This window comes from Paraburkholderia lebeckiae, from assembly GCF_014201005.1.
Taxonomy (GTDB): domain Bacteria; phylum Pseudomonadota; class Gammaproteobacteria; order Burkholderiales; family Burkholderiaceae; genus Paraburkholderia; species Paraburkholderia tuberum.
The window spans coordinates 1-16,681 of sequence record NZ_JACHDK010000004.1 but is presented as its reverse complement, the minus strand read 5'-3'; the positions used below and the strand labels follow the sequence as shown (position 1 = coordinate 16,681).

17 protein-coding genes and 5 pseudogenes are annotated in these 16,681 nt (G+C 63.1%); 10 read left to right on the top strand and 12 right to left on the bottom strand.

Going from position 1 to position 16,681, the window contains the following annotated elements; all coding sequences use genetic code 11:
• Nucleotides 1–13: 13 nt before the first annotated feature.
• A pseudogene (locus HDG39_RS09225) lies at nt 14–337 on the bottom strand (transposase); the annotation flags it as partial.
• A 43-nt stretch (nt 338–380) separates the two neighbouring features.
• Between HDG39_RS09225 and HDG39_RS09220 the strand changes: the two are divergent.
• Nucleotides 381–548, top strand: a complete 168-nt coding sequence (locus tag HDG39_RS09220) for a hypothetical protein (protein ID WP_184005280.1) — start codon at nt 381–383, stop codon at nt 546–548.
• Between the two features lie 10 nt (nt 549–558).
• Nucleotides 559–894 (top strand): annotated as a pseudogene (locus HDG39_RS09215) (FAD binding domain-containing protein); the annotation flags it as partial.
• Nucleotides 895–990: 96 nt separating this feature from the next.
• Here HDG39_RS09215 and HDG39_RS34975 read toward each other — a convergent pair.
• Entirely contained in the window at nt 991–1,320 is a 330-nt protein-coding gene (locus HDG39_RS34975) for a hypothetical protein (protein ID WP_260327643.1), read from the bottom strand.
• A gap of 87 nt (nt 1,321–1,407) precedes the next feature.
• Nucleotides 1,408–1,860, bottom strand: a complete 453-nt coding sequence (locus HDG39_RS09210; RefSeq protein ID WP_184005278.1) for a MarR family winged helix-turn-helix transcriptional regulator — start codon at nt 1,858–1,860, stop codon at nt 1,408–1,410.
• 156 nt (nt 1,861–2,016) lie between these two features.
• On the opposite strand from HDG39_RS09210, the gene HDG39_RS09205 reads away from it, so the two are divergent.
• The gene (locus HDG39_RS09205; RefSeq protein WP_184005276.1) at nt 2,017–2,436 is read left to right on the top strand and encodes a PPC domain-containing DNA-binding protein; all 420 of its coding nucleotides are present in this window, start codon (nt 2,017–2,019) and stop codon (nt 2,434–2,436) included.
• Between the two features lie 38 nt (nt 2,437–2,474).
• Here HDG39_RS09205 and HDG39_RS09200 read toward each other — a convergent pair.
• A pseudogene (locus HDG39_RS09200) lies at nt 2,475–2,957 on the bottom strand (LysE family translocator); the annotation flags it as partial.
• A gap of 531 nt (nt 2,958–3,488) precedes the next feature.
• Between HDG39_RS09200 and HDG39_RS09195 the strand changes: the two are divergent.
• Nucleotides 3,489–6,137: a glycosyl hydrolase family 28 protein gene (locus HDG39_RS09195; RefSeq protein WP_184005274.1), complete on the top strand. Its 2,649-nt coding sequence runs from the start codon at nt 3,489–3,491 to the stop codon at nt 6,135–6,137.
• A gap of 141 nt (nt 6,138–6,278) precedes the next feature.
• Here the strand turns inward: HDG39_RS09195 and HDG39_RS09190 are convergent, their stop codons facing one another.
• The 4 genes from HDG39_RS09190 to HDG39_RS09175 form a co-directional block, all read right to left on the bottom strand.
• Nucleotides 6,279–6,665 carry an MAPEG family protein gene (locus HDG39_RS09190; protein ID WP_184005272.1) on the bottom strand — a complete coding sequence of 129 codons (387 nt, stop codon included), beginning with the start codon at nt 6,663–6,665 and terminating at the stop codon, nt 6,279–6,281.
• A 187-nt stretch (nt 6,666–6,852) separates the two neighbouring features.
• Nucleotides 6,853–8,535, bottom strand: coding sequence for an alkaline phosphatase family protein (locus HDG39_RS09185; protein WP_184005270.1), 1,683 nt, complete (start codon nt 8,533–8,535; stop codon nt 6,853–6,855).
• 108 nt (nt 8,536–8,643) lie between these two features.
• Entirely contained in the window at nt 8,644–9,135 is a 492-nt protein-coding gene (locus HDG39_RS09180; protein WP_184005268.1) for a hypothetical protein, read from the bottom strand.
• Nucleotides 9,080–9,484 carry a DUF427 domain-containing protein gene (locus HDG39_RS09175; protein ID WP_184005267.1) on the bottom strand — a complete coding sequence of 135 codons (405 nt, stop codon included), beginning with the start codon at nt 9,482–9,484 and terminating at the stop codon, nt 9,080–9,082. The genes HDG39_RS09180 and HDG39_RS09175 overlap by 56 nt, the downstream gene beginning before the upstream one ends.
• 349 nt (nt 9,485–9,833) lie before the next feature.
• Here HDG39_RS09175 and HDG39_RS09170 point away from each other — a divergent pair, with 349 nt between their 5' ends.
• The gene (locus HDG39_RS09170; protein ID WP_184005265.1) at nt 9,834–10,820 is read left to right on the top strand and encodes a hypothetical protein; all 987 of its coding nucleotides are present in this window, start codon (nt 9,834–9,836) and stop codon (nt 10,818–10,820) included.
• A 51-nt stretch (nt 10,821–10,871) separates the two neighbouring features.
• Here the strand turns inward: HDG39_RS09170 and HDG39_RS09165 are convergent, their stop codons facing one another.
• Nucleotides 10,872–11,414 (bottom strand): DUF4142 domain-containing protein, encoded by a 543-nt coding sequence (locus tag HDG39_RS09165; RefSeq protein WP_184005263.1) that lies wholly within the window; start codon nt 11,412–11,414, stop codon nt 10,872–10,874.
• Between the two features lie 165 nt (nt 11,415–11,579).
• Between HDG39_RS09165 and HDG39_RS34970 the strand changes: the two are divergent.
• The 4 genes and pseudogenes from HDG39_RS34970 to HDG39_RS09150 all read left to right on the top strand — a co-directional run.
• Nucleotides 11,580–11,842: pseudogene (locus HDG39_RS34970) on the top strand (hypothetical protein); the annotation flags it as partial.
• Between the two features lie 225 nt (nt 11,843–12,067).
• Entirely contained in the window at nt 12,068–12,256 is a 189-nt protein-coding gene (locus tag HDG39_RS09160; RefSeq protein ID WP_184005261.1) for a hypothetical protein, read from the top strand.
• A gap of 54 nt (nt 12,257–12,310) precedes the next feature.
• Nucleotides 12,311–12,532 (top strand): DUF2795 domain-containing protein, encoded by a 222-nt coding sequence (locus tag HDG39_RS09155; RefSeq protein ID WP_018422788.1) that lies wholly within the window; start codon nt 12,311–12,313, stop codon nt 12,530–12,532.
• Nucleotides 12,525–15,041, top strand: coding sequence for a membrane-bound PQQ-dependent dehydrogenase, glucose/quinate/shikimate family (locus HDG39_RS09150; RefSeq protein WP_221305679.1), 2,517 nt, complete (start codon nt 12,525–12,527; stop codon nt 15,039–15,041). Before HDG39_RS09155 ends, HDG39_RS09150 begins: the two co-directional genes overlap by 8 nt.
• A 41-nt stretch (nt 15,042–15,082) precedes the next feature.
• Here HDG39_RS09150 and HDG39_RS34605 read toward each other — a convergent pair whose 3' ends face one another.
• Nucleotides 15,083–15,190 carry a DUF2474 domain-containing protein gene (locus HDG39_RS34605; RefSeq protein ID WP_221305678.1) on the bottom strand — a complete coding sequence of 36 codons (108 nt, stop codon included), beginning with the start codon at nt 15,188–15,190 and terminating at the stop codon, nt 15,083–15,085.
• Between the two features lies 1 nt (nt 15,191).
• A complete protein-coding gene (locus tag HDG39_RS09145) occupies nt 15,192–16,010 on the bottom strand; it encodes a cytochrome d ubiquinol oxidase subunit II (RefSeq protein WP_311667991.1) in 819 nt (272 codons plus the stop codon).
• A gap of 62 nt (nt 16,011–16,072) precedes the next feature.
• Here HDG39_RS09145 and HDG39_RS09140 point away from each other — a divergent pair, with 62 nt between their 5' ends.
• Nucleotides 16,073–16,411, top strand: a complete 339-nt coding sequence (locus tag HDG39_RS09140) for a hypothetical protein (protein WP_260327640.1) — start codon at nt 16,073–16,075, stop codon at nt 16,409–16,411.
• On the opposite strand, the pseudogene HDG39_RS09135 reads toward HDG39_RS09140, so the two are convergent.
• A pseudogene (locus tag HDG39_RS09135) lies at nt 16,399–16,593 on the bottom strand (DDE-type integrase/transposase/recombinase); the annotation flags it as partial. The gene HDG39_RS09140 and the pseudogene HDG39_RS09135 overlap by 13 nt on opposite strands.
• Nucleotides 16,594–16,681 lie beyond the last annotated feature (88 nt).

The following is a 16,681-nucleotide window of genomic DNA, read 5'->3' as shown; positions in this document are numbered from 1 at the left end:
GGCAGGTGTGAGATTACGCGCCTGCGAGCTTCATCGCACGCAGTGTCTTTGCAAATCCGAGGATCTTCATGACGCGTTTGAGGTTGTACGCCAGCACATGCAAGCTCATTTCAGTCGAGACGTACCCAAGCCTGCGCATCTGGAAGTGGGTTGAGCCCATCCAGTGCTTCAGAGTGCCAAACACGTGTTCAACTGTTCGTCGCCGTATTGTCATCGCGTCAAGCTGACGATCCAGTCTGCGTTGCATTCTGTCGAGTACCGCTTCGTGTTCCCACCGACGAATGCGCCGATAGGGCGCCGGCGTGCACTGCTTTCTGAGCGGACAGTGTGGGCAGGCACGCAGTCATACCGCCCGATCGGCGGACCTGTCGCGACAATGTTTGCTGCAATCGGCCGGCGCTGCTTCGGCTGAAGCGGCTTCGACCGAAGCAGAGTCCGGCACGCGACAACCCGACAAGCTTTATCCGGTCACGTTCACTGTCAACGGGTCGACGATGCGGCTCGACGTGACGGCGGATGCGATCCCGCTCGACGTCGGGCGCGCGTAGATAGTCGAAGCTGCGCAACAAGGCGACGACGGCCGGCAACATCATGCAGCGCGTGCGCTGCGTCTATTTCCGCGACGGCCTTTCCGCGTGCAACAAGCGGGCGCCCGGTTCCGGCTGCGCGGCGATCGAAGGGCTCAACCGCAACGTGCACGCGGTACTTGGCGGCAGCCCGCACTGCATCGCCGCGCACCCATCCGACATGTGCGTCGCGATGGTAGCGATCGACGCAACGATCCACGTGCAGGGGCCGAACGGCAAACGTGACATTGCGTTCGACGATTTCCACCTGCTGCCGGGCGACACGCCATGGAAGGAGCACGCGCTCGACGCGGACGAGATGATTACCCACGTGACGCTCGATGCGCCGATGCCGCACAGTTGGTCGGCGTATCTGAAGCTGCGCGACCGTGCTTCGTACCAGTTCGCGCTTGCTACGAGCCGCTCAAGTACGTTTCGGAATGTTGCCGCCATGCAAAGGACCGAACAGCCGCGCACAGAGCATGCCCGTCGCCAGGATACCGAGGCCGAATGGCACGGCATCACCCGTTGCCTCGATCCGAAAGTCGCCAACACGAAAAACCAGAAGATAGCCGACGACCATATTGAAGAAGCCCCACAGCACATTGACGGTCGATGACGACAGCCCTTTTCCGGACGGCTTCGCGAACGGGCTCTGAAATGGGTGGCCCATCACACCGCTGACGAAATGCGGCACGGCATTCGCGAACAAGACACCGCCGAAAAAATAAGAGACGACATGCGGCCAATCCATTTCAGTTGCTCCTTGATTCGAGTAAATCGATGAGGTCGCGGGCTGTGCCCGTTTCGATGCCGTTTCGGATGAAGTACTTGCAAACGTTCAGGAGTCAGCGAGCCGCTGCAGTAGTCCCACTGCGGCGGCGAGCGTGGCCTGTTCTCGCGGCGATAGCTGCGCTTGCAAGGCACGGATCAGCCAGTCCTCTTTGGCCGCCCGACTCGCCTGGAGCGTTCGTCTGAACGTGGGGGTGAGATCGATAAGGGTTTTGCGTCCGTCGGTTGGATCCGCTTCGCCTTTGACGACGCCCAGCGTCTCCAGACCGGCAACGGTAATGCGCATGGACTGTGGTTTTACGCGCTGCGCTCGCGCTAGCGCGGAAACTGTGGCTGGGCCGTCGCGCTCCAGATGAAACAGCACCAACTTCTGCGCCGACGTAAAGTCGCTCGATTGCGAATGTTCTCGCGCGCGGCGAACGAGTTTGCTCACGGCAATGCGCAGTTCGCCCGCAAGGGCGGCTAGATCGGTAGATTGGGAAGACGGTGATTGTCGTGACATGCCGGGAACATAGCATATGTACAGTTTAACTGTACATATAAGCTGAATATATTTTCGACGTCGAGTCCGCGCGAACCCAGCATAAACAAGCGCCTGTGAGATACTTCCTCATTCACGCATAATCTCTGAGTCCACCGCGTCTCAACCCGCCCAGGCATGCAAGCCCATCCCCTCCGACTCTCGCCCGACGACGACCTTCGCGTCGCCGTCGAAGACGCGTTTCGTCAACGCGACCTGCAAGCGGCCTTCGTCGTCCAGGGCATCGGCAGCCTCCACGTTGCGGCATTGAGGTTCGCTGGTGCGCAAGCGCCGACGGAAATTCGCGGCGACCTCGAAATATTGACGCTCGCAGGTTCCGTCTCGCCCGATGGCGCTCATCTGCACATGTCGATCGCGGATGCGCGCGGGCAGGTATTCGGCGGTCATGTGGCGCGCGGCTGCATGGTACGTACGACCGTCGAGTTGTTGCTCGTGTCGGTTCCGGGCTATTCGTTCGGGCGGGAACCTGATCCGCAGACGGGTTTTATGGAACTCGTGATTCGCGGCAGCGGCGCCCCGCGGTCCGGCTCCGCCTGATCACGCAAAGGCGTATCACTTCGCGCGCCGGTAGTCGCTCAACGCCCCGCCAACATCCGCCCGCCGACCCCCACCAACAGCACACCCGCTGCCGTATCCAGCACGGCCTTGCGCCGAACCAGCGTGCGCCGAACCGACGGATGCGAGGCAAGCAACGCCATCGCGCAGTACCACGCGCACGAAATGCCGATCGACAGCGCCACGACCGCGATATCGAGCCACAACGGCGCATGCGCGGGCACCATCAACGCAAAGATGCTGCCGTAGAACGCGATGGACTTCGGGTTCGTCGGGCTGACGAAATAGCCTTTCTTCGTCGCAACCCAGCCGGACGCGGCGCTGCCGACGTCCGCGGACAACGGCCGCCGCGCGGTCACGATCATCTTGATGCCGAGCCAGATCAGGTAAAGCGCGCCGGCGATCCGCAGCACGGCGCTGAGCCACGTCACGTGCGTGACGATCAGGCCCAGTCCCGCGATGGCGATCAAGGCCTACGTGCCGGACGCGGCGGCGAGGCCCGTGGCGGGCCGGCATGGTCCGAGCGATCGCTCCGACCCTTTCATCAAACCGTCGCGCTTCGGTCCGGCTGACCGTGTCCCTGATATGGGGAGGTGGGGTTTACTGTAATTGAAAGAGCGTGCCCTTCCGAAGCATGATCCGTCGTACGTTGTACGATGAATTTCAACGTTGCCCGACAACATGGTTCGCGAGCTCGCGGAGTCGGTTGCCGGCGAGGCTGCCGCATGGTCGGCTCGCAGACAGAAAATAACCTTCGAGACGCCGTCCCATGCTGGCAAAGCATTTCTCTTGCAATGCGTCGTCGAGATCCGGCCGGGAGCCGGATGGTTGCGTCGACATAAGTTGGGTGATCTGTGGTTTTCCGCTATCGCGCGTCGAAGTGGAAGCTCCCGATTTTCAGGTTATATCTTATACGATGTCTTATAACAAATATTGATGCTCCACATGCCCTGACGCTTTCCCCGCCGCATCCGCGCGAAGAGGGCGAGGCCTGCCAGGAACACGCAGTGGATCCACTCCCAAGGAGATAACTTATGAAGATGCGCTCAGTCCGAGAGCTTGCGATACTCGGCCTGTTTGTTCTGACCGTCGCCGGTTGCGGTGAGGGTAATAACATTTCAGGTCCGGGTACGAGCTCGACCACGCCACCCACCAACCCGACTTCGCCGACCTCCCCGGTCTGGACGCCCGGCCGCTACGCTGGCGACACGAACCTGCCGGATTCGCCGTCTTTGCCGGCGGACACCCAGGTTTGCTCGACGCTTCAGGCAAGCAATAACCTCGTGAAGAACGCGGACGGCTCGCTGCCGGTCACCTCGGATCCGACGCCGGTCACCTACGGCGGCGCAACCACGGCGCTGAACAACCCCGACCAGGCGCGTATCCAGGCCGCGCTCGACGCATGCGGCGCCGCCGTGGACGCGGAAGTTGGCGGGAAGATTACGCAGGCCGATCAGCAGGCAGCCGCTACGCAACAGGCGGCCAATAATCCGAACGTCAACATCGCGGGTGCATCGAGCGAAACGCTGTCGAACCCGACCTACAAGGCCACCAAGTTCGCGGTGCGTCTCGTCAAGAACAGCAGCGGCGCCGGCAATGCGTTCCTGAGCGGTCCGCTCGTTCTGCCGTCGGGCGTCACGCTGTGGATCGACGACGGCGTCACGCTGTTCGCGAGCCGCGACGTGGTCGTGTACGACAAGACCGCGCAGGATCGGCCGAACGCGATCACCTGCGGCGCCGCGATCAACAACCCGGCCGGGCTTCCCGCGCCTGTCGGCACCGCCAACGCGGGCGCGGCGACCATCGCGGGCACGAGCGGCATGCAGAACTGCTATCCGCTGATCCGCGGCACGCATACGGTCAACGCGTCGATCATGGGCACGGGCTCGATCGATGCGCGTGGCTACATGCCGCTGATCAGCTCGTCGCCGCAATATCCGACGATCCGCTGGGCCACCGGCGTCACCGAGGCGTTCACGTATTCGGGCAACAACATCACGGGCGTGACGACGCCGAAGTTCAGCTGCACGAACACGATCGCCGCTTACCGTGCGGGCACGCTCGCGCCGGAAGGCACCGCTTGCGACGTGGTCACCGCGATGGGCAAGACGACGCTGACCACGCCGGCCGTCACCTATGTGGTGAACCGCCAGGCAACCAGCATCCCAGGCGGCTACACGGTTACGGGCGGCGGCTGTACCGCTGGCACGGGCGGTTGCGCACGCTGGGTGCCGGCAAGCTGGTGGGATATCTCGTACCACGGCAACAAGGACATCGGCGGCGGCCCGTACAGCTTCCAGGGCAACCCCGGCATGCTGTGGATGCAGCAGTCGAAGAACCTGTCGCTGTATCAGATCACGTTGCGCAACAGCACGTTCTTCACCGTCGAAGCCGACGGCGTGGACGGCCTCACCGTGTGGGGCATCAAGATCATCACGCCGTTGCTGCCGGATGCGGCGAACCAGGCGAGCGTCGGCATGAACAACGACGGCTTCGACGGCGTCAGCGGTTCGTACTCGCACCTCTATACGGGCGCGACGATCGATGCCAGCTCGACGGGCGTGAAGAACACCGACGGTGTCGACCCGAGCGTTGCAGCGGGTCCGGAACACGCGGCTCTCGGCACGGGCAGCAAGACGACGTCAGCAGGCCAGGTGTACTTCGACGGCTACGTGAAGAACGTCGCGATCGTGTACAACTTCCTGAGCCCGTCCGACGACAACGTCGCGTTCAAGGGCGGTCTGCAGGATCCGCGTCCGGCGGCGGCACAGGGCGCGACGACGCCGGCCAACATGCTGTGGGCCATCGACGGTAACCGCGACGTTTCGTCGAACCGCACGTACGGCATCACGGTGGCGCACAACCACAACTACAACGGCCATGGTCTGTCGATCGGCAGCCCGACGAATGCAGGTGTCCGGAACATTCACTTCTACGACAACTACTTCGACAATATCTACGACGGCACCAATACGTCGACGGATATGGGCGTCGTGGGGCTGCGTATCAAAAGCGGTCAGGCACGCGGCGGCGACGTCAGCAACATCTACTATGACGGCGCATGTATGCGTGGCGTGAAGGATTTCCTCGTGTTCGACATGTACTACACGGGCCCGAGTGCCGATCCGATCTCGTACACGGGGTTGGGCTGGCTGGTGCCGAGCTTCCACGACATCAACCTCAGCAACATCCGCATGATGAACATCCCGGCCAACAAGACTGCGGGCAAGAACGGCGGCGGTGGCCTGACCTTCCGCGGTCTGCATGCCGACACGGCTTACGCCAATACGCAGAGCGTTATCCAGCTGAACCTGGATAACGTGGTCGCGGACAAGGATGTCACGATGTCGATTGCGAACCTGAGCAAGCCTGTCGTGAATATTGGCGCGCTCGATGGCTCGACGCAATCGAAGGCCGCCAACGCCACGCTGAACCTGGGCGCGAACGTGAGCCTGATTGGCTCGTCGATGGCTCACGGCACGGGCGGTATGCTGACGAACACGTCGAGCGGCGCGGGCAAGTACACGACCCCGACGAACACGTTGAACCTGACCGTCAATGGCAGCGACGACGCTGGCGCCGCGGGCGACACGAATCCGGCGGCCACGATCGTCTCGCAGAATGCGAAGCTGTCGCTGTGCGATCAGGCTTCGTCCTGGCCGGTTTTCCCGAATGTGAAGTAAGCGTGGTTGCTTGAAAGACCAGGACCCGCGGTGCCAGGCCACGGGTCTTTTTGAAGCCCCCACGGGTGACTGTGGGGCTTATTTTCTTTTGGGCTGGCACGGGAAGTCATCTATCCACTGTGCGTCGGTCCCGACCTTGCCTCAGCGCATTAGCGCCAGACACAACCCAATCCCCGCCCCATAAGTCCCAAGCGCACCGACGAACCGCAAAGGATTGGGCTTCGCCATCGTCGGAAATGCAAGCAGTCCGACGACGAGAAAACACCGGCACGCGGTCGCGATGACCATCAGCGACACGGTCACCGCGGACGGCGATCTCGCACCCAGAAAAAGAAACAGCACCGCCAGGAACGGCGCGTATTCCGCGGTATTGCCATGCGCCCGAACCAGCTTGTGCAGCAGGTTGCCCGGATCGTCGGCGCAGCCCGCAGTAGTGCGTTCGCGAAAACGCGTCATCGATACCGACAAGCCGAGGCCGAATAACAGCAGCCCCAACACCGCCACGCATCCGAGAGCAATGTCGTTCATAGCAATGCGGCTCCTTGTCAGGCAATCGACGCACGCCTGTTTGGCGAGAATCAGCCGGCTCCCATTCTCGCACGGGCCGGCACGCGAGGTCCGCGCGGCCGGACTCCGCAAAAACGACTGCTCCGCGATCGTTCCAACACCGATCGCGGAGCAGCTTACTACTCAAATACGTCGACTACGGCCACGCTTAGTCTTCGTGATCGAATTCCGGCAGCGCACGCGTTCCTTCAATCGCGACCGAATGCAGCAGCTCAGGCTTCAGATCGAGCAGACGCAAGATCGTCGGCGCGACCTGCGTGGTCAGCACCGGCTCGTCGTTGACCTGCCCGGCGTGATGCGTGTGAGGCACGTACATCACGAGGCCGAGATGGCTGTCGTCGGGCGCGTTGCCGCCATGCTCTTCGTCCTTGGACGTGCTCGACGTATAGATGACGCCCGGGTTCGGCTGAACGATGATGTCGGGCGTACGGCCGCGCGACGGGTCGCCGAACCGGTTAGCCAGTTGCGGGCCGGACAGGATGTACGCCTGGGGGCCGTCCGCGCAAATGCCGGGTGCGTTGCAGCTCAGATTGGCTTTCAGCGTCTTCACGACCGAGGACACCTGGCTTTGATCGCGCAGCCAGATCAGGCCGACGTCGTCGGTCTGCACTAAACCCGTGCCGACAAGTCCGGTGCCGTCGTTGAGGTTGCCGCTCTTCGTAGCGGCCTGCCCAAAATTGCCGCCCGAATCCAGGTAGTTGTTGGCTTCGAGCAACTTGGTCAGCGTATCGCCGTTCTTCACGAGCTTCGAATGATCGGTCGGCGACTGGCCATGCTTCGCGGTCACGATGATCGCCGTCGACGAATAGAGGTTGCGTTGCTTCAGTTCGGACACGATGCGTCCCAACGCGTCGTCGATATACGCGATCGCACCGGCGACTTGCGGACCCGGTGTGAAGCTCGCATCCAGATAGCCGCCGCCCGACGCGACCGTGGCCTTCTGCGCGACGCTCAGCGTCTGGAAGTTGGCGCCGAACACGGTCGGCACCGCGACGTTCTTTTGACCTGTCGAATCCTTGCCATCGATTTCATGGATCAGCGATTGCACGTGGTAGTTGTCGAACTTCTCCGTGTGCGTGTACGTGTCGAGGTAGTAGGTATTGGTATCTGGATCGATCGAATTTATTTCGGTGCGCGAAAGGTCGTCGACGCCCGCGCCCGATGGTCCGTTGAGCCAGTCGTAGCCCCACGCGTGCTTGTCCGCCCACGCGGTGCGCGCGCCGTTGACGTTGCCCTTGATCACTTCGAAAACCGTGTTGGTCTTCAGATAGTTGTGCGGATAGACGGGCGTACAGACGCCATTGACGAGCGCATGCGGAATCGCCTGCGGATTGAACGCGCCGCCGCCGTCGAGATGGATCAGCGCGCCGCCGTTTTCGCCGTCGATGCCAGTCGTTTCATCGAAGACGACATTCCAGCCGGTCGGGCCCGTGCAATGGGTATCGGACGGCGCATAGAGCGTGCGGTCGTAGGAGACGTCGTAGAACAGGCCCGCGGATTTCGGCGAGCCGCCGGTCACGAGCGCGGCGAGGCCCGGAAACGAATCCGACAGTCCCGGGGTATGCGCATTCGTATAGGTCGTGCCTGACTTCGCGAGCAGCGCCAGGTTAGGGCACGTATTCGCGCCGATGCAACGCGCGACGTCCTGCTCATGCAGACCGTCGAAGCTGATCAGCAGCACATGCTTGACGGACGCGCGATCGCGATCGTGATCGCGGCCGTGGTCGTGATCGTCGCCGGCTGTTGCGACTGCCGAGTACAACCCTGCGAGCAGTGCGACGGCGGCGTACATTGCGCTTTGCTTACGCTTCCATTTCATGATCGGTTTCATGTCTCGTCCTTTTGTTTGACAACGAATTTGGGTAGTGCGGGACGAATTTGAACCGTAAAAAAAGTCATTTGCGTGACCTGAAAATTAATACTTGGCAATACTGAGGTGTTAAGGTCTTGTTAAGGTTGGGGTGATCCATTCGACGCGCATGCGCTGTGAACCTGATTCGATTCCGCGCGTGATTTTTCGCGAGTCGTCAAGCATAAAAAACGGCACGGGCTGGGGCAGTGGACCTTCCATCGTCGAGCCGCACGCGCCGAGTTCAAGCAGGCCTTGCGAACCGCTGTCGGGGCCGAGCGCGATCACGAACGTGCAGTATTTCGGGTGGCCCAGATACTTGAGCACGTCGGGGACGTTCTGGCTCAGCAGCTTGCTGCGAAGCTGCGCGTAGCTGCGCGTGACTTCGAGAAAGGCGCGCCGAATTTTCGACAGCCCGTCGACGCCCGGCAGACACAGCAGCAGATAGCCGCCGTCCGCGCCGCTCGCGCCATGCCGGTCGCCGCGATCGTCGCGCCCGCACGCGGCATGACGCGCGTGCGTTCGCCTAGTGCGCGGCCGGCTCCTGCGTGATGGAATCCACGCGGTCGGGATAGAACGCAAGGTGCTCGCGGATCGGCGCGACAGCGTCGTATGGGTGCTCGTAGGTCCACACCGCGTTGGTGCCGCGCTCGCCGGCCGAAGGAATCGAGAAGTATGCGCATTCGCCCTTGTACGGACAATAAGTGGCGTGCGCCGTGCGTTCGAGCCGGGTCATGTCGACGTCCTTGCGCGGGATGTACAGCACGGCCAGATAGCGGGCTTCGAGCAGCGTCAATGCGTCGTGCGTATCGGCAATCACGTGACCGCCTGCCATGACGATCACGCGCGCCTGGTGGTGCTCGATCATGATTGGATGGTCCGGGCCGGGGATCTTGACGGGTTTGTCGTTCGGGACCGAATGAGTGGACATAACGAGGCTCCCTGAGAAAGTGGGGCTGCGAGGTTTCGTGAGTCGACGGCGATGTTCGTCGCCGAAGAGCCACGCAAGGGACTGAAGATTGCCCGTATTGCCGTACTACTTCCTTTCAGGTATTTCTATCACATACTAACGCAGACCTTCCAGGTGCTGTGAGCGGCGCAATGCCCGTCGGAATTGCATCGGTTGCGTGCGCGTGCTTTTGTGCAACGGGATGGCGACTTCGCGGAAGACGAACACGATCAGCCGACTGACAGGAGCGCGTCATGCTCGTTGGATATGCCGTGTATGACCCTGCAAGTGAGCAAGCAAACTCGTCGACAAATGGCGAGGTTGTTTGATTATGCCGGCACTTCGCAAGCGTTGGTCACTTCGCGCATTTGGGGCATGTGCCGCTCTAACCTTGAACCTGTTGTCCTGCCCTTCGCACGCACAGGTCGCGCCGGGGCAATTGTCGAGCAATACCGTGATCGGCGGCAATGTAAAGCAGCACGCAGACGCTGTGCTCGCGATCATGACCTACACGACAGTCCCGGACGTTACGACCAGTAACCTGTCGGTCAATAACGGCCTGACGGGTAATCCCGGCTTCGGGCAGACGCAATTTGGCGGCGGCTTCACGCTCAGCAGGTCGTTTCCGTTGTACATGGAGGGCACGCTCGCCTACAGCCGCTACGATCCGATCTTCATTGCCACGGATGGCGCCCAGCAGCGTGCGGTGCCGACGAAGTGGAACACCTTCAGTGGCACGGTCGGCCTGGGGTGGGATTTCCGCATCACGGACGAACTGGCGTTCCGTCCGATCTTGAACGGCACGATTGGGCGTGTTTCGAGTGACCTGAAGGTGGGGCAGACCCTCTTCAATCGTGTTACCGACAGCAACCTGCAGTTCCTCGAAAACGGGTCGCTGAACGCCTACGGCTATGGCGGCTCCCTGATGCTCGACTACGAGCATTACCGCGAAAACTACGAAATCGACGCCGAACTGCGGGCAACCGATATTTACCTGCGCAGCTTCGGCAGTTCTTCGGAGGCCGTTCAGGGCTCGGCCATGGCGCAACAAGTGAGCCTATGGACGCGCTGGCGCGCGCCCACCGGCTGGCACGCGCTGGACCGGCCGGTCCGCTATGTGCTCGAAGCCGCTTACTCGCATTATTTCGGCGACAGTGCCGGCGTGCTGGGTTTCAACGACCTCACGTCGCTGGGAGTCGGCCTCGAACTCGACAGCAGCAGGTATCCCGTCATCATCACGCGTACGCGCGCGATGGTGCGCTATGTGTTCGGTCACAACGTGCACGGGGTGTCGTTCGGATTCGCGATGAGTTTCTAGCCGGGCCAGCTTGCCAGACTACACGGATGGCGCAGATACCTGCCTTCGTCGCTACTGCGTCATCCCTTTCTTCGCCGCGAGATCCTGCGCCATCTTGTAGTGCTCCTCGATGGTAGGCAGCGCATTTTGCACGGCCTTCTTCAGATCGGCGTTCTGTCCGTCGGAGATTTCCTTCTTGAATGCGCTCAACGCCTGCTCGTGCCCCTGCAGGCCGACCTTCTGGATATACGCCTGATCGAATGCCTTGCCATGCAGGTTCTTCAGCGAATCAAGCATGGTGGTGTCGGAATTGTCCTTCGGCACTGCGACGCCGTGTGGCGCAGCCATCTTCAGTTGCAGCGTGAGCTTGGTGTGATCGAGCATCACGTGATGCGCAAACGATTTCACGTCCTTATCGCTCGAGTTCTTCGTCGCAAGCTTCGCCGCGTCGATTTCGGTCGACGACGACTGGCTCGCCGCCTGCACGAAATCCTTGTCGGCCTGGGGCAGCGGATTGGCGGCCGTGGTCGAGGCGGCCTCGGTTTGCGCGCAGGCAATGGTGGGGATGGCGGCAAGTCCACAGCAGATCGCGGCAATGGCAGTAAGGCGCTTCATGTTTTCTCCTCTGCGAAGTCAAAAGGATGAATCGAAGCGGGACGGATGACTCGCTTCGATCGACGTCCCGCAAGCGGCATACCATCATCGTCTGCGTCGCGTCTGGAATAGCGTACGAACAGCGAGGCAGGCTTGATCGGCAAAGGAATGACGGAGGCTCATATGCGCATCACGCCGACCAGGCGACCTGATCTCGCGATCGAGATCGCCCGCCGTTCGAACACACGGCTCGAGATCGCGGCCAAGATCGACGACGGCGTGACCGGCTTCATCGTCGATAGTGTCGATGAAGCCGTCGATGCGGGAACCGTATCGGCGAACTGGACCGGGCGCGCTGTCGCGAAGCATTCGAGCTGCGCTTCACCGCCGCGCGCATGGCCGACGAGTACATCGAGGTCTACCAGAAGCTGTTGGCGTCGAAGGGTTAAAGCGCAACGACGCGCCAGCTCGAGCGTGGAATTTTTCTAACGCGCGATGCCAATTTTGACCAACGCCATCGGCGTCTGACGGCCCCTGGAGCATGTCAGAGGTCCACGCGCCACGCGGCCCGGCCCCGCGCTCCATAGGCACGCCGGTTGCGAAGGCACGGGCATCCGCGCGGCCGTCCTCCGCGAGCCGCGAGTTTTCCAGCCATCCCGGCAAGGAGTCAGTCGATGCAGCAGACGCCCGAACCCGACAAGCCCGACAAGTCCTACAGGCCTGATAGCCGGCAAACCGAAATCGGCCGCGGCACGCCGCCGCCGCGCGTGCCCGAAGCGATGCCCGACACGGACATGCAGCCGGAGCAGCGGCCGGTTCGCGACACGCCGGACGTACGAGCACCAGGCTCGGCGCCACCGTGACGCGGCACGCCGGCCGGCACCTGATCCTTTCACGCAATCACTCAGGGAAACGAAATGACCAACTCCCGTTCGACCACGGGCGAGCGCCCGTTGAACCCGTTCATCGATGTGCAGAAAGCGCTGAAGGGCGCTTCCTATCCCGCCGACAAGAAAAGCCTGATCGAAACCGCGAAAGCGAATGGCGCCGACGACGACGTACTGCAACGGCTGCAGGATCTGCCCGACCAGCAATATCAGAGCCCCGCCGAAGTCTCGAAGGGCGTCGGCAATGAATAGCCCGCGAACTCCGCCGCCGGCCCCGCCAGGTCCGGGCTCGCCCGCGACCCGGTCCCCGCGTGGAGTGCGGGTCCCGGCCGCGCTCGCGGTGCCGGGGGGCGTGTTCGTCGTGATTGGCGTGCTGCTCGCGATAGGCGGCATCCGGCTCGCGATGCTCGGCGGGTCGTGGTACTACGTGCTCGCCGGCATCGCGATCGCGGCCACCGGCGTTCTGTTATGGCTGCGCCGGCGTGCCGCGCTGTTCGTGTTCGCGATCGTGCTGTTCGTATCGACGATCTGGGCGGTAGTCGAAGCGCGCTTCGATTTCTGGCAACTGCTGCCGCGCCTGTGGGTGTGGCTCATTCTCGCGATCTGGCTGCTGCTGCCGCCGGTGACGAACCGGCTCGCGCTCGGGCCGCCCGCCGTGCCGCGCGAAGGCGTGCTGCCGCTCGCGGGCGCGGTCGTGCTCGTGGTGCTGCTCGGCATCGTCACGGCGTTCAATCATCCGTACGATCACCCGGGCCAACTCGAAGTGACATCGGCCGCGCCGGCGGACGCGCCGCTCGGTCAGCGCTACTCGCCGCTCGCGCAGATCACACCGGACAACGCAGGAACGCTGAAGGAGGCGTGGCGCATCGAGACTGGCGACAAGGCCGGTCCCGGCGATCCGACCGAAACCACCTACGAAGATACGCCGATCAAGGTCGACAACAAGGTGTATGTGTGTACGCCGCACAGCATCGTGATCGCGCTCGACCCCGCGACCGGCCACCAACTGTGGCGCTACGACCCGCACATCCAGAGTCCGATCGGCAGCTTCAAGCACTGGGAGCATATGATGTGTCGCGGCGTGTCGTATCACGACGACGCGCTCTACCCGCCGCTGCCGGCCGCGGCCGAAGCCGCCCGCAACAGCGCGGCCGTGGCCGCCGCGAGCCCGGCGAGCGCCGCGGCGGCGGCGGGCCAGGGTACGGTGCCGACGTCGGTGCCGAACACGCCGCAAGACCGAGTCGCGACCGCGAGCGAGTGCCCCCGCCGCATTTTCGTGCCGACCGCGGACGCACGCCCGATCGCGTTGAACGCCGACACCGGCGCGATCTGCCCGCACTTTGGCAACAACGGGACGGTCGACCTGCGCACGCACATCGGGCCGTTCACGCCAGGTGGCTACTACTCGACGTCGCCGCCGGCCGTCACGCGCGACCTCGTGATCATCAGCGGCCACGTGACCGACAACGAATCAAGCAACGAGCCGTCCGGCGTCACGCGCGCGTTCGACGTGCACGACGGCCACCTCGTATGGAATTGGGACGCCGGTAATCCGAATGCGACGCAGCCGATCGCACCTGGCCAGATCTACGTGCGCAATTCGGTCAACATGTGGTCCGTGTACGCGGTCGACGAAAAGCTCGGCATGGTCTATCTGCCGCTCGGCAACCAGACGCCCGACCAGTGGGGCGGCCTGCGCACGCCGCAGTCCGAGAAACTGGCCGCGGGCATCGCCGCGCTCGATCTCGCTACCGGCCGGCTCGTGTGGAACTACCAGTTCACGCATCACGACTTGTGGGACATGGACGTCGGCGGCCAGCCGTCGCTCGTCGATCTGCAAACCGCGAGCGGCGTGCAGCCGGCGATCATCGCGTCGACCAAGCAGGGCAGCATCTACGTGCTGAACCGCCAGACCGGCAAGCCGATCATCCCGATCACCGAACGGCCGGTGCCGGACAGCGCGGCGCCCGGCGACCATACGTCGCCGACGCAGCCGTACTCGGCGCTGAACTTCTCGCCGCCGACGCTGCACGAGCACGACATGTGGGGCACCAATCCATTCGATCAGCTGTGGTGCCGCATCAAGTTCAAGTCGCTGCGCTATGACGGCATGTTCACGCCGCCGTCCGAGCAGGGCTCCCTCGTGTTCCCCGGCAACTTCGGCGTGTTCGACTGGGGCGGCGTGGCCGTCGATCCGGTGCGGCAAGTGCTGATCGCGAATCCGAGCTATCTGGCGTTCACGTCGAAGCTGGTGCCGCGCGCACAGATTCCGTCGAACAACGGTGACAAGAAGGGCAGCGAAACGAGCGGCATCAAGCTCGCGCGCGGCACACCGTTCGGCTTCGAACTGAATGCGTTCCTGTCGCCGCTCGGCATTCCGTGTCAGGCGCCGCCGTGGGGCTACGTGGCCGCCGTCGATCTGCGCCAGGGGCATATCGTGTGGGAGCACAAGAACGGCACGATCCGCGATAGCGCGCCGTTGCCGATTCCGCTGCCGCTCGGCGTGCCGAGCCTCGGCGGCATGATCACTACGGGCGGCGGCGTCGCGTTCCTGTCCGGCACGCTCGACTACTACCTGCGCGCCTATGACGTGCGCACCGGCGCGCGACTATGGCAGGCGCGTCTGCCGGCCGTCGGCCAGGCCACCCCGATGACCTACGCCGACAGCAACGGCAAGCAGTACGTGCTGGTGGTGGCGGGCGGACATGGCTCGCTCGGCACCAGGCAGGGCGATTCCGTGGTCGCGTACACATTGCCGTAGTCGTACCGCGGGAGTCACTCTGCAATCGCGCGCGGCCACGCTCAATGCGTGGCCGCGCGCAGCACCAGCTTCAGCACGCCGGCCGCCGACGCCACCGTGACGACGCCGGCGAGCCACAGGCCGGCGAACCACGCAAGGCGGCGCCACATGTCAGTGATACCCTTCGCCCGCGCGCATCTTTCCCTTGAACACCGCGTACGCGTACACGGTATAGCCGAGAATCATCGGCACCGTGATCGCGGCGCCGACCAACAGGAATAGCAGGCTCGCATGCGGCGCTGCCGCCGCGCGGAACGAAATCGACGGTGGCACCAGGTTCGGATAAAGACTGATCAGCAGCCCCGCGTAGCACAGCACGAAGATGCCGTATGAAGACAGCAGCGGCAACCCATGGCGGCGCGCCGACAGGCTGCGGAAAAAGGCTATGGTCAATAGCGCGAGCAGCAGCGGTACCGGCGCCGTCAACAGCAGGTTCGGCCAGCGGAACCAGCGCGCGGTGAGCGAGTTCGGCAGCATCGGCGTCCATAGCGTAACCATCACGATCAGCGCGAGCACGGTGACGGCCATCGTGCGCGTGTGTCGCCGGCAACGCTCGTGCAACGGACCTTCGGTGCGCCAGATCAGCCAGCATGAGCCGAGCAGCGTGTAACCGGCCATCACCGCGAGACCGCACAGAATCGTGAAGCCGGTCCAGTCCCACCAGCCGCCCACATACGAATTCCCGGAAACCGCGATCCCTTGCAGCAGGCCGCCGAGCACGAGCTCCTGGCACAGCGCGGCGAGCGCCGAGCCGCCGAAGAACGCGGCGTCCCACCATGCACGGCCGCGACCGATCGCCCGAAAGCGGAATTCGAACGCGACGCCGCGGAACACCAGCGCGAGCAGCATCGCGATGATCGGCGGATAGAGCGCCGGCAGAATCACGCCGTAGGCGAGCGGAAACACCGCGAACAGGCCGCCGCCGAGCACGAGCCACGTCTCGTTGCCGTCCCATACACCTGTTTCCCGCGCAATGGGCTGGTGCGAACCAGGTGATTCCGGATGCGCTCGAAACCGCGCTGGCGGTCACCGTTTCCCCTGAGCAGGTGTCGCCGGCGTTGCTGCGACAGGTCGGCACGGTGCTCGCGATGGGCGACGGCGCGCACGCGGCCTTGCAGCGCTTTGCCGAGGCCAGTGGGCGTGAGCCGCCAGCATCGGGCGGCGACGGCGCGCAGGCTGCGACGCATGGCCCTGCGCAACTCGCCAAAGGCGACGCGCTGTTATGGCGCGTCGGCGACGCCGGGCCGCAAGGAAAAGGGTTTTGTCGCGATAAGGAAGTCAGTGCGAGCGGATTTGATATGAAGAGGACTGCATATATGACCAGCGAATAGAATTGCTCGGCAGCGGTTCTGGTGTCGCCATCGTGCTGCATCTGCGCTTTGCGAATCATGTGCATCACCTCGATGCCGGACAGAATGATGCGCGCACACCGGAAACTCTTGAAGCCCATGATCGGCTTGATGACACGTTTGATGGCGCGGTGATCCTGCTCGATGACGTTGTTCAGATACTGATATGACTTTCCGTGTCAATCGCGATGTTGATTTTTCGCTTTTTCATAGGCGCGAGAATTCCCTGAGGGCGGCGTAGCAGTAAGGTCG